The organism is Pseudoxanthomonas broegbernensis (assembly GCF_014202435.1).
GTDB lineage: Bacteria > Pseudomonadota > Gammaproteobacteria > Xanthomonadales > Xanthomonadaceae > Pseudoxanthomonas > Pseudoxanthomonas broegbernensis.
In genome coordinates this window covers 675908-688829 of sequence record NZ_JACHGU010000002.1, presented here as the reverse complement: position 1 = coordinate 688829, position 12922 = coordinate 675908, and the positions used below count along the sequence as shown (strand labels likewise).

The 12922-nt window shown below is 68.5% G+C and carries 10 protein-coding genes and 1 tRNA gene; all 11 read right to left on the bottom strand.

What is annotated here, in order from left to right:
- Positions 1 to 59 precede the first annotated feature (59 nt).
- The 11 genes from rbfA to nuoI all read right to left on the bottom strand — a co-directional run bounded on the left by rbfA (position 60) and on the right by nuoI (position 12920).
- Positions 60 to 422, bottom strand: coding sequence for a 30S ribosome-binding factor RbfA (gene rbfA, locus HNR76_RS06720; RefSeq protein ID WP_162310092.1), 363 nt, complete (start codon positions 420 to 422; stop codon positions 60 to 62).
- Between the two features lie 135 nt (positions 423 to 557).
- On the bottom strand, positions 558 to 3170 hold the full coding sequence (infB, locus tag HNR76_RS06715; protein WP_162310091.1) for a translation initiation factor IF-2: 2613 nt from the start codon (positions 3168 to 3170) through the stop codon (positions 558 to 560).
- A 96-nt stretch (positions 3171 to 3266) separates the two neighbouring features.
- Entirely contained in the window at positions 3267 to 4781 is a 1515-nt protein-coding gene (gene nusA / locus HNR76_RS06710; RefSeq protein WP_162310090.1) for a transcription termination factor NusA, read from the bottom strand.
- A gap of 4 nt (positions 4782 to 4785) precedes the next feature.
- Positions 4786 to 5415, bottom strand: a complete 630-nt coding sequence (locus tag HNR76_RS06705) for a ribosome maturation factor RimP (protein WP_162310089.1) — start codon at positions 5413 to 5415, stop codon at positions 4786 to 4788.
- A gap of 222 nt (positions 5416 to 5637) precedes the next feature.
- Positions 5638 to 5714 (bottom strand) — tRNA-Met (locus tag HNR76_RS06700).
- 371 nt (positions 5715 to 6085) lie between these two features.
- Entirely contained in the window at positions 6086 to 7534 is a 1449-nt protein-coding gene (gene nuoN / locus HNR76_RS06695) for an NADH-quinone oxidoreductase subunit NuoN (protein ID WP_162310088.1), read from the bottom strand.
- A 13-nt stretch (positions 7535 to 7547) separates the two neighbouring features.
- Positions 7548 to 9059 carry an NADH-quinone oxidoreductase subunit M gene (locus HNR76_RS06690; protein WP_162310087.1) on the bottom strand — a complete coding sequence of 504 codons (1512 nt, stop codon included), beginning with the start codon at positions 9057 to 9059 and terminating at the stop codon, positions 7548 to 7550.
- Between the two features lie 24 nt (positions 9060 to 9083).
- Complete coding sequence (gene nuoL, locus HNR76_RS06685) at positions 9084 to 11219, bottom strand: NADH-quinone oxidoreductase subunit L (RefSeq protein WP_162310086.1); 2136 nt, start codon at positions 11217 to 11219, stop codon at positions 9084 to 9086.
- Between the two features lie 228 nt (positions 11220 to 11447).
- The gene (gene nuoK, locus HNR76_RS06680) at positions 11448 to 11753 is read right to left on the bottom strand and encodes an NADH-quinone oxidoreductase subunit NuoK (RefSeq protein WP_162310085.1); all 306 of its coding nucleotides are present in this window, start codon (positions 11751 to 11753) and stop codon (positions 11448 to 11450) included.
- Positions 11750 to 12424, bottom strand: coding sequence for an NADH-quinone oxidoreductase subunit J (locus HNR76_RS06675; RefSeq protein ID WP_162310084.1), 675 nt, complete (start codon positions 12422 to 12424; stop codon positions 11750 to 11752). The genes nuoK and HNR76_RS06675 overlap by 4 nt, the downstream gene beginning before the upstream one ends.
- 7 nt (positions 12425 to 12431) lie before the next feature.
- Entirely contained in the window at positions 12432 to 12920 is a 489-nt protein-coding gene (gene nuoI / locus HNR76_RS06670; protein ID WP_162310083.1) for an NADH-quinone oxidoreductase subunit NuoI, read from the bottom strand.
- Between the last annotated feature and the right edge of the window lie 2 nt (positions 12921 to 12922).

Here is a 12922-nt window from a genome sequence, read left to right as displayed (position 1 = left end):
AGGGAACGTCGGATTCGGGACAGCGAGACGGCCGCCGCGGAGCCGGCCGATGCCGGCGCCTACGGCTCGGAATCGGAAGGCAGGTTGTCCTTCAGCAACTCGTCGATGCGTTCGCCGCGGTCCACCGAATCGTCGTAGCGGAAATGCAGCTCGGGCACGTGGCGCAGCTTGATCCGCCGCGCCAGTTCCATGCGGATCTCGTAGGCAAGCACCTTCAGCGCCTTGACCGCCTCGGCCGAGCGCTCCGGCAGCAGCGCGGTGACGAAGACCTTGGCGTGGGCCAGGTCGCGGGTGACCTCCACGTCGGAGACGCTGACCGACGGCAGGCCGTGGTCGCGCACGGCCTCGTGGACCAGGGTGCCCAGCTCCCGGCGCAACTGCGCCGACACCCGGTCGGTACGTTGGAAGGATTTGGTGGGCATGGCTCGACTCCTCGGCCCGACATCCGGCCGGTGCAGTGCAACGGTAGCGTACCCGCCGCGACGGGCGCGCGACGGGACGGAAAACGCGGGGGACGGCCGGACGGCCTTCCCCCTGTCGTGCGGCGCAGGTGCGGCTTACAGGGTGCGCTGCACCTCGATGCGCTCGAAGCACTCGATCTGGTCGCCCGGCTTGACGTCGTTGTATTCCTTCACGCCGATGCCGCACTCGGTGCCGTTGCGCACTTCCTCCACGTTCTCCTTGAAGCGGCGCAGTGATTCCAGCTCGCCCTCGAAGACGACCGTGTTGTCGCGCAGCACGCGGATCGGCTTGTTGCGCTTGACCACGCCCTCCACGACCATGCAGCCGGCCACCGCGCCGAACTTGGAGCTGCGGAACACGTCGCGGACCTCGGCGATGCCGATGATCTCCTCGCGGATCTCCACGCCCAGCAGCCCGGAAGCGACCTGCTTCACCTGGTCGATCACGTCGTAGATGATCGAGAAGTAGCGCAGGTCCACGCCGTTGGACTCGATGATCCGGCGCGCCGAAGCATCCGCACGGACGTTGAAGCCGATCACCGTGGCCTTGGTGGTGGCGGCCACGTTGGCGTCGGACTCGGTGATGCCGCCCACGCCCGAGCTGATCACGTTGATCCGGATCTGGTCGTTGGACAGCGCGGTCAGCGACTGCTTCAGCGCCTCCACCGAACCCTGCACGTCGGCCTTGACCAGCAGGTTGAGGACCTGCTGGCCCTCGCCCTTGCCCATCTGGGCCATGATGTCTTCCATGCGGCTGCCCGCGCTCTGGACCAGGCGCGACTCGCGGCGCTTGGCATCGCGCTGCTGGGCAACGTCCTTGGCCAGGCGCTCGTCCTTGACCACGACGAAGTCGTCGCCGGCGTCCGGCACGCCGGACAGGCCCAGGACCTGCACCGGGATCGACGGGCCGGCCGAATCGGGCTGGCTCCCGGTCTCGTCGAACAGCGCACGCACGCGGCCGTACTGCACGCCGCAGACCAGGTAGTCGCCCTTCTTCAGGCGGCCTTCCTGCACCAGCACCGTGGCCACCGGCCCGCGCCCCTTGTCCAGTGCCGACTCGATGACCACGCCGCTGGCGCGGCCTTCGGACACCGCCCGCAGTTCCAGCACCTCGGCCTGCAGCGAGATGGCGTCCAGCAGATCGTCCACGCCGGTGCCGACCTTGGCCGACAGCTCCACCATCTGGGTGTCGCCGCCGAAGTCCTCGGCCACCACCTGCTCGGCGAGCAGCTCGTTCTTGACCCGCAGCGGGTCGGCGGTGGACTTGTCGATCTTGTTGATCGCCACGATCAGCGGCACACCGGCCGCGCGCGCGTGCTGGATGGCTTCCTTGGTCTGCGGCATGACGCCGTCATCGGCGGCCACCACCAGCACCACGATGTCGGTGAGCTTGGCGCCGCGCGCGCGCATCGAGGTGAAGGCCGCGTGGCCGGGGGTGTCGAGGAAGCTGATCACGCCCTTGGGCGTCTCCACGTGGTACGCGCCGATGTGCTGGGTGATGCCGCCGGCCTCGCCGGTAGCCACCTTGGTGCGGCGCAGGTAGTCCAGCAGCGAGGTCTTGCCGTGGTCGACGTGGCCCATGATGGTCACCACGGGCGGACGCGGGGTCCGGTCGCCCTGCGCCTGCTCCACGTGCGCCAGCAGCTCGGTCTCGGCATCGTCGCTGTCGGCGCGCACGGCCTTGTGGCCCAGTTCCTCGACCACCAGCACCGCGGTGTCGTGGTCGATGGTCTGGGTGATGGTGGCCATCACGCCCATCTTGAACATCGCCTTGACCACGTCGCCCCCCTTGAGTGCCAGCTTCTGCGCCAGGTCGGCCACGGTGATCGAATCGCCTACCGCCACCTCGCGCACCACCGGCGCGGTCGGACGCTCGAAGCCGCCGGCCCCGCCGCCCGCCCCGCCCCGCACTTCCTGGCGGCGCGGCTTGGAACGGCTGCCCGGGCGGGCGCTGGAACGGCGCGCGCGGTCGGCTGCGGACAGATGCAACTGGCCAGCGAAGCGGCTGGCCGCCTCGTCGTCCTCGATGCCGGCCACCATGGCGTGCGAGCCACGGGGCTTGTGCTTGTGCCCGGGGGCGACGCGATCCGGCGCCGGTCGATGGTGCGGGGCGGCCGGGCGGGCCGCGCGCGGGGCCGCGTCGGCGGCGTCCTGCGGCGCGGCGGGGACGCCCTTCTGACGCTGGTCCTCCTCGGCCTTGCGCTGTTCCTCGGCCAGGCGCTGGGTCTCTTCCTCCTGGCGCTTGCGCTCAAGGTCCTCGGCGCGGGCGCGGTCGGCCTCGGCCAGGCGCTGCTGCTCGGCCAGGTTGCGCTGGCGCGATTCCTCCAGCTTGCGCAGCACCTCCGCGCGCTCGCCGTCGGCCATTTCCCCGACGGCCGGCGGCGGCGCTTCGGCCGCCTTGACGTAGGTGCGCTTCTGCCGCACCTCGACATTGACCGTGGTCTTGCTGCGGCCGCCGCCGACGGTCAGCTCCTGGACCTTGCGCCGGGCCAGGGTGATCTTCTTCGGCGCGGCCACTTCCTCGGCCTGCGGGCTGGCCTTGCCGTGGGTCCGGCGCAGGAAGCCGAGCAGCTTGATCTTCTCGGCGCTGGTCACGACCTGGTCGGGACCGCCGAACTTCATGCCGGCCTCGGCCAGTTGTTCCAGCAACTTCTCGACCGGGGTGTTGACCAGCTCGGCGAGCTTGCGGATGGTGGTTTGCTGCGACATTCGGATCCTATGCTCTAGTTTGGCGCCCCCTCGCGCAGAGCAAGGGAAACGCGGATTCTAAGCCCTGTTCGGTGCAGGGCGGCGTTCATCGCTGGCTCATTCGCCACGCTCCAGACGTGCGATCTCCTCGGCGCGGGCGGCCAGGATCAAGGCCGCGGCGCGGGCCTCGTCCAGCCCCTCGATGCCGAACTCGACCACCTCGTCGGCGGCCAGCTCGGACAGGTCCTCGCTGGTCCGCACGCCGTGCCCGGCCAGGGCGTGGGCGGTCTCCTCGTCCATGCCCTCCAGGGCCAGCAGGTCGTCGGTCGGCAGGCTCCCGTCCAGTTGCTCCTCCTCCACCGCCAGGGCGTCGTTGAGCAGGGCGTCGCGGGCGCGGGCGCGCAGCTCCTCGACGATGTCCTCGTCGAAGCCCTCCACCGCCAGCAGCTCGCCGACCGGCACGTAGGCGATCTCCTCGACCGTGCTGAAGCCCTCGGCCACCAGGATGCCGGCGATTTCCTCGTCGACTTCCAGCTTCTCCTGGAACAGTTGGCGGGCCACGGCCTGCTCGGCCTCGGACTTGGCCGCGACCTGGTCCTGGGTCATGACGTTGAGCTGCCAGCCGGTCAGGCGGCTGGCCAGGCGCACGTTCTGGCCGCCCTTGCCGATGGCCTGGGCCAGCCGGTCCTCGGCCACGGCCAGGTCCATGGAGTGCTTTTCTTCGTCGACGATGATCGACTGCACCTCGGCCGGCGCCATCGCATTGATGACGAAGCTGGCCGGGTTCTCGTTCCACAGCACGATGTCCACGCGCTCGCCGTTGAGCTCGTTGGACACCGCCTGCACGCGCGAACCGCGCATGCCGATGCAGGCGCCGATCGGGTCGGTACGGGTGTCGTGGGCGATGACCGCGATCTTGGCGCGGTCGCCGGGGTCGCGCGCGCAGGCCTTGATCTCGACCAGGCCCTGGCCCACCTCCGGCACCTCGAGCTTGAACAGCTCGATCATGAATTCAGGCGCGCCGCGGCTGATGAACAACTGCGGGCCGCGGGGCTCGCTGCGGACCTCGTAGAGGTAGCCGCGCACACGGTCGCCGGTGCGCAGCACGTCGCGCGGGATGCCCTTTTCCTTGGGGATGAAGGCTTCCGCGTTCCCGCCCAGGTCCACGTAGATGTTGCCGCGCTCGGCGCGCTTGACCACGCCGGTCACCAGCTCGCCGACGCGGTCGCTCCAGGCGTCCACCACCTGCTGGCGCTCGGCCTCGCGCACGCGCTGCACGATCACCTGCTTGGCGGCCTGGGCGGCGATGCGGCCGAACTCGGGGTTCTCGATCTGCTCTTCGATGTAGTCGCCCACGTCCACGCCGTCGGCCTCGTCGATCGCGTCCATCAGGCGCAACTGGCGGTCGGGCGACTCCATGACCACGTCGTCGGCCACCACTTCCCAACGGCGGAAGGTCTCGTAGCTGCCGTCCTTGCGGTCGATCGCCACCCGGGTGACCACATCCTGGTCGATGTAGCGCTTCTTGGCCGCCGAGGCCAGCGCGGCTTCCAGCGCCTCGAAGATCACCTCGCGCGTGACGCCTTTCTCGTTGGCGACCGCATCCACTACCAGAAGAAGTTCCTTGCTCATCAATTTACTCCGCGTGCGGCTCGCCGGCCGCCGGCTTGTTGGAGGGGTGCTTGCCTGCCTTGCCGGACTTGCCCGCGGGCTTGCCCTTGGAAGGCGAATTCTTCGAGGGCGCAAGGCCCAGTGCCGCCCAGTCCGGCACCAGCCGTGCCCGGTCGATGTTGTCGGCGGCCACCGCGAACTCGGCGCCATCCAGCGCGAACACCACCGTGCCGTCCTCGACCCGCAGGATCGTGCCCTGCAGGCGGCGGCGGCCGTCCTGCGGCAGCTTCAGCGCAACCTTGGCCTGCTCGCCGGCGAAGCGCGCGAAATGGGTGGGGACGAACAGCGGCCGGTCCAGGCCCGGCGAGGACACCTCGAGGGTGTAGTTGCCGGAAATCGGGTCGGCCACGTCCAGTTGCGCGGATACCTCGCGGCTGACCGATTCGCAGTCCTCGATCGTGACCACGCGCGCGTCCGTGCCGGCGGCGCCCATACCGGCGGCCGGGTCCGCGCCCTCGCCGCCCGGTACGTCGATGTACAGGCGCAAGGTCGCGCCACCGGGCGCCGGCAGGTATTCCACGCCCAGCAGCTCCAGGCCCAGCGACGCGACGGTCGGGCCCAGCAGCTCGGCGATTTCGCTGGTCTTCTCGCTCATCAGTGGCGGCTACTCCAACGCGTGAAACGGACCGGACGGCGGTTTGCGGGCCCGGAAACGACAAGAGGCCCATCCGGGCCTCTTGTCAGTCAAGAAGCCCTTCCGGGCTTCCCATCCGATGTAGCTGGAATCGGTGTGACGACGGGAACATGCGTCGTCACAAGCCCGAGCTCGAGATTCCGGAACTCCCGGTGGAACCGGGAAAAACGCAACCTCGGAACTTGGTAGCGGGGGCAGGATTTGAACCTGCGACCTTCGGGTTATGAGCCCGACGAGCTGCCAGACTGCTCCACCCCGCAGCAGAAGCGGGATTATGGTGATTCGCCGCACTTATTGCAAGCCGAACGGTGCGAAAACGCTGAATCGATGCCTGCTCCCCCTGGGCTCCGCCATTCCGGCTGTTTCCGAGACGGGTCGTCGCGCCCTTCACGATCCCAAATCCGCAGGCGTGGCCGCCCGATGACTCGCACGGAGCGTGGCGCCAGGGAAAGGCCGCCGATCCGCGGAAGAGGCTACGCCGCCGCCGCCCCGACGCACCCAAGTCGCCCCTACTCCGGGCCAGCCGTTCCGTTCGCATCGCCGCCATCGGCACAAAAGGAAAACCCCCGGCACCGAGGCGCCGGGGGTTCCGGTTCCGCCCCGCACGCATGCGTGGCTCGGAGCGGGCGGTTCACATGAACGCGCGCTGGCACCAGGCCATGAGCGGGTTCAGCCCCAGCGGCAGCAGCAGCAGGGCCAGCGAGTTCACGCCCAGCACCACGCCCAGCACGCGGTCGCCGTGCGCGGCCAGCGGCGCGCCGACCGGCTCGTCGAAGTACATGACCTTGACCACGCGCAGGTAGTAGAACGCACCCACCACCGCGCAGACCACGCCCAGCAGGGCCAGCCACAGCAGGCCGCCCTGCACCGCCGCGTCCAGCACCGTCAGCTTGATCCAGAACCCGAGGAGCGGCGGGACGCCGGCCAGCGAGAACATGATGCACGCCACCAGGAAGGCCATCCACGGGTTGCGCGCGTTCAAGCCCTTGAAGTCGTCGATGTTCTCCGCCTCGAAGCCCTGCCGCGACAACGCGATGATCGCGCCGAACGCGGCCGTGGACATCAGCGCGTAGACGATGGCGTAGAACAGCGCCGCCACGTAGCCGCGCGCATCGCCCCCGGCCAGGCCCATCAGCAGGAAGCCGATGTGCGAGACGGTGGAGTACGCGAGCATGCGCTTGAGGTTGGTCTGGGCGATGGCCATCAGGTTGCCGACCACCAGCGAGACCGCGGCCAGGCCGGCCAGCAGCCACTTCCATTCCGGGGCCAGCGGGCCGACGCCCATCTCCAGCAGGCGCCAGGCCATGCCGAACGCGGCCAGCTTGGGCGCGGAACTGACGAACAGCGCGATCGGCGCGCTTGCGCCCTGGTACACGTCCGGCAGCCACATGTGGAACGGCGCCGCGCCCAGCTTGAAGGCCACCCCGGCCACCATGAACACCGTGCCGGCGATCAGCAGCGTGCGCTCGTCGGAGACGGCGACGGCCGCGTGGATGCCGTCCAGCATCAGGGTGCCGGTGGCGCCGTAGACCAGCGACATGCCGTACAGCAGCAGGCCCGAGGCCAGCGAGCCGAGCACGATGTACTTCATCGCCGCCTCGGTGGCCAGGCCGTTGTCGCGGTCGATCGCCACCAGCGCATAGGAACACAGCGCCAGCAGCTCCAGGCCCAGGTACACCGTGACCAGGCTGCCGGCCGAGACCAGCATCATCATGCCCGCGGTGGCGAACAGCATCAGCACCGCGACCTCGCCCTGGTACAGCCCGCGCTCGCGCAGGTAGCTCCAGCCGTAGACCAGGGTCAGGCCGCTGATGGGCACCAGGGCCATCTTCATGGTGTCCGCCGCGGTGTCGCGCACGAACATGCCGCCGAACACCTCGCCCTGCCCGCCGACCCCGCTGGCCAGCAGCGCCAGCGTCACCACCATCACCAGGATCGACAGGAAGTGGGTCCAGACCTTGTGCCGCGCGCCGATGAACAGGTCGGCGATCAACAGCGCGAAGGCGCCGCCGATCATCACCAGCTCCGGCAGCAGCGGCAGCAGTTCGGCGGCGGACGGCATCGCGTAGGATGTGGTCATCTTGGGGAAATCCTTACAGCTTGCTGGTGGCGATCTGGGTCGCCAGGTTCGCGATCGTCGGTTCCATCAGGTCAGTCAGCGGCTTGGGCCACACGCCCAGCAGCAGTACGCCGGCGGCGAACACGCCCAGCACCAGCGCCTCGCGGCCGCCGATGTCCTTCATCTGCGCCACGTGGGCGTTGCCGACCTCGCCGAAGTACACGCGCCGGTACAGCCACAGGGTGTAGCCCGCGCCGATCACCAGGGTGGTGGCGGCCAGGAACGCGATCACCGGGTGCTTCTGGAAGCTGGCCAGGATGATCATGAACTCGCCGACGAAGCCGCTGGTGCCCGGCAGGCCCGCATTGGCCATGTAGAACAGCATCGAGAACGCGGCGAACCACGGCATCACGTTGGCCACGCCGCCGTAGTCGGCGATCCGCCGGGTGTGCATCCGGTCGTAGAGGATGCCTATGCAGGTGAACATGGCGCCCGACACGAAGCCGTGCGAGATCATCTGCACCATCGCGCCCTGCAGGCCCAGGCGCGCGGCGTCGACCGAGCCGAAGTCGCGCACCAGGGTGAAGGCGATGAAGGTGCCCAGGGTGACGAAACCCATGTGCGCCACCGACGAGTACGCCACCAGCTTCTTCATGTCGTCCTGCACCAGCGCCACCAGGCCGACGTAGACCACCGCGATGAGCGACAGGGCGATCAGCAGCCATGCCCACTCGTGGCCCGCGTCCGGGGTGATCGGCAGGTTGAAGCGCAGGAAGCCGTAGCCGCCGATCTTCAGTGCGATGGCGGCCAGGATCACCGAGCCGGCGGTCGGCGCCTCCACGTGCGCGTCCGGCAGCCAAGTGTGCACCGGGAACATCGGCACCTTGACCGCAAAGGCGATCATGAAGGCGAAGAAGACCCAGGTCTGCTCCTTGGCCGTGAGCGGCAGCGCGTACAGGTCGGCCAACTGGAAGCTGCCGCCCTTCAGGTACAGGTAGACCAGCGCCACCAGCATCAGCACCGAGCCGAGGAAGGTGTACAGGAAGAACTTCATCGCCGCGTAGATGCGCCGCGGCCCGCCCCAGACGCCGATGATCAGGAACATCGGGATCAGCATGGCCTCGAAGAACACGTAGAACAGGATCGCGTCGGTGGCCGAGAAGATGCCCACCGTCACGCCCTCCAGGATCAGGAACGCGGATACGTACTGGTGCACCCGCTTGTTCACCACGCCCCAGGCGCCGATCAGCGCCAGCACCCCGACCAGCGTGGTCAGCAGGATCAGCGCGACCGCTATGCCGTCCACGCCCAGGTTGTAGTGGACGTCGAAGGCCGGAATCCAGGCGTAGCGCTCGACGAACTGCATGCCGGGTTCGCCGTAGTCGAACCCCGCCAGCAGCCGCAGGCTGAACAGGAACGTGGCCACCGCCACCGCCAGCGACGACCAGCGCGCCGCCGACGCCCGGGCGTTGCCCAGGAGCAGGACCAGTGCGCCGCCGACGACCGGCAGCCAGATCAGGACACTCAACAGGTGCGTGTTCGACACGTCTCGTTCTTCCGTGCAGTCAGTTCATCGCCAGAAACGCATGAGCACGGCCAGCAGTGCGATCAGGCCGATGATCATGGCGAAGGCATAGTGATAGAGGTAGCCGGACTGGGTCCGGCGCAGGAGCAGCGCCGCCAGCCCGATCGCGCGGGCGCTGCCGTTGACCACCAGGCCGTCGATCAGCTTGCTGTCGATCCAGCGCGAGATCCGGCCCAGCGCCACGCTGCCGCCGGCCAGGCCCTTGATCCACAGGTGGTCGAAGCCGTACTTCTCCTCGAGGATCCTCACCAGCGGTGCGAACGCGCCGCGCGCGCGCGCGGCCAGTTCCGGCCTCCACAGGTACAGCAGGGCCGCCAGCAGCAGGCCGGCCAGGGTTAGCCAGAACGCCGGCATCGTCATGCCGTGCAGCGCGTAGCCGACTGCGCCGTGCCAGTACTCGCGGCCGACCGCGGCCACGGTGTCGCGCGCCGGGTCCAGGAAATCGATGGCGCCGGTGAAGAACGACACCGCCTGCCCCGGGACCAGCGCCTCGGCGTGGTCGCCGCGCCAGCCGGTGCCGAACAGCATCGGACCGATGGTGAAGAAGCCGACCAGGATCGACGGGATCGCCAGCAGGATCAGCGGCACGGTCACCACCCACGGCGATTCGTGCGGCTCGTGCGCGCCGTGGCCATGGTCCCCGTCGTGCGCATGCGCATCGGGTGGGGCGGCGCCATCGGCATGGGCCGCGGGGGCACCGTGCGCATGGCTGCCGTGGCCGCCGGCATGCGCCTGGCGGAAGCGCTCCTGCCCGTGGAAGGTCATGAACAACAGGCGGAAGCTGTAGAAGCTGGTGACGATCACCCCGCCCAGCACCGCCCAGTAGCCGTAGGTCGCGATCCAGTGGCCGGACTCGTGCGCGTGGTGCGCGGCCGCCTCGATGATCGTGTCCTTGGAGTAGAAGCCGGAGAAGAACGGCGTGCCGACCAGGGCCAGGGTGCCGATCACGCTGGTCCAGTAGGTGACCGGCATGTACCTGCGCAGCCCGCCCATCTTGCGCATGTCCTGCTCGTGGTGCATGCCGATGATCACCGAGCCGGCCGCCAGGAACAGCAGCGCCTTGAAGAAGGCGTGGGTCATCAGGTGGAACACGGCGGCCGAGTACGCCGACACGCCCAGCGCCACGGTCATGTAGCCGAGCTGCGACAGGGTGGAATATGCGACCACGCGCTTGATGTCGTTCTGGACGATGCCGATCAGGCCGGTGAAGAAGGCCGTGGTCGCGCCGATGAACAGCACGAAGTTCAACGCGGCCTGCGACAGCTCGAACAGCGGCGACATGCGCGCCACCATGAAGATGCCCGCGGTCACCATGGTCGCGGCGTGGATCAGCGCCGAGATCGGGGTCGGGCCTTCCATCGAGTCGGGCAGCCACACGTGCAGCGGCACCTGCGCCGACTTGCCCATCGCACCGACGAACAGGCACACGCAGATGATGGTGGCCACGCCCCAGGCGTGCCCCTCGAAGATCTGCACCTCCGCTCCCTGCAGCATCGGCGCGTTGGCGAACACCGTGGCGTAGTCCAGGGTGCCGAACCACAGCATCACCCCGGCGATGCCCAGCACGAAGCCGAAGTCGCCCACCCGGTTGACCAGGAACGCCTTCATGTTGGCGAATACCGCGCTGGGCCGCTTGAACCAGAAGCCGATCAGCAGGTACGAGACCAGGCCCACCGCTTCCCAGCCGAAGAACAACTGCAGGAAGTTGTTGCTCATCACCAGCATCAGCATGCTGAAGGTGAACAGCGAGATGTAGCTGAAGAAGCGCTGGTAGCCCGGGTCGTCGGCCATGTAGCCGATGGTGTAGACGTGGACCAGCAGCGAGACGAAGGTCACCACCACCATCATCATCGCGGTCAGGCGGTCGACCATGAAGCCGACGTGGGCCGAATAGCCACCCACCTCGAAGAAGGTGTAGACGTTCTGGTTGAACGGCGACGCGCCGCCGGCCACCAGTTGGTACAGCACCCAGCACGAAAGCGCGCAACTCGCCGCCACGCCGAGGATGGTCGCGTACTGCGCGCCCTTGCGGCCGACCTGGCGCCCGAACAGGCCAGCCACGATGCTGCCCAGCAGCGGGGCGAGCACGATCAGCAGCAGGTGGGTTTTGGAGATGATCATGGTGTGCCGTCTAATCCAGTACGTGCCTGTCGGTGCGGACGCGGACCGGGGTCCTCGCCTGCGCATGCCGCAACTTCCAAACTCTCGCCGGCGCGTCGCCTCGAAAACAGGACGCCGCGCATTCATTGGTCTTCCGCCATCCATGGCGGTACCGCGCGGCCTCCGGAGAGTCCCGCCCGGCCTTCCTGGCCGGGCGCTGGGCCACGCGAGCCAGTGGCTCGCGAGGGCTCAGCCCTTCAGCGAATCCACCTCGCCGACGTTGATCGTGCCGCGGGTGCGGAACAGCGCGACCAGGATCGCCAGGCCGATGGCCGCCTCCGCCGCCGCCACCGTGAGGATGAAGAAGACGAAGATCTGCCCGGCCGCGTCGCCCAGCTCGCGCGAGAACGCGACGAAGTTGACGTTCACCGACAGCAGCATCAGCTCGATGGACATCAACAGGACGATGACGTTCTTGCGGTTGAGGAAGATGCCGGCCAGGCTGATGCAGAACAGCACCGCGCCCAGCGCCAGCAGGTGTCCAAGGGTGATCATGCGCCGCCCTCCCGGGTTCCGGCCTGCGCGTCCGTGCCCGGCCCATCGGCGGGCGGCGCGTCCGTGGCCGGCCGCTCGGCCGGCATCGAGACCATGCGCAGGCGGTCGCCCGCCCTGACCCGCGACTGCTCGGACGGGTTCTGGCTCTTGATTCCGGTGCGCTTGCGCAGGGTGATCGTCACCGCCGCGATCACCGCCACGGTCAGGATCACCGCGGCGAATTCGAACGGCAGGATGAAGTCGGTGAACAGGCGCTCGGCCAGCCAGCGGGTATTGGACGTGTCGGCGGCCGCGGCGGCGGCATTGTCCGGGAACGGCATTGCCGAGCGCGCCTTGACCCCGATCAGGGCCAGCATCTGCACCAGCATCACCACCGCCACCACCACGCCCACCGGCAGGAACTTCACCCAGCCCTCGCGCAGCGCGTCCACGTCGATGTCCAGCATCATCACCACGAACAGGAACAGCACCATCACCGCGCCGACGTACACCAGGATCAGGGCCACGCCGAGGAACTCGGCGCCGACCAGCAGCCAGGTGCAGGCGATGGAGAAGAAGGTCAGGATCAGGCACAGCACCGCGTTGACCGGGTTGCGCACGCTGATCACGGCGCCGGCCGAGGCGACGGCCACGGCGGCGAAGGCGTAGAAGGCGATCTTGATCCAGTCCATCGTGGCCTCAGCGGTAGGCGGCGTCGGCCGCGCGGCGCTCGGCGATCTCCGCCTCCAGGCGGTCGCCGATCGCGAGCAACTGCGGCTTGGTGACGATGTTCTCGCCGCGCTTCTCGAAGTGGTACTCCAGCACGTGCGTCTCCACGATCGAATCCACCGGGCAGCTTTCCTCGCAGAAGCCGCAGTAGATGCACTTGAACAGGTCGATGTCGTAGCGCGTGGTGCGGCGGGTGCCGTCCTCGCGCCGGGTCGAGTCGATGGTGATGGCCAGCGCGGGGCATACCGCCTCGCACAGCTTGCAGGCGATGCAGCGCTCCTCGCCGTTGGGATAGCGGCGCAGCGCGTGCAGGCCGCGGAAGCGCGGCGACTGCGGGAACTTCTCCATCGGGTACATCATCGTGTACTTGGGACGGAACAGGTAGCGCAGGGTCAGGCCCAGGCCCTGGAGCAGCTCCAGCAGCATCAGGCTCTTGAGGTAGTGGACGACTTTGTTCATCG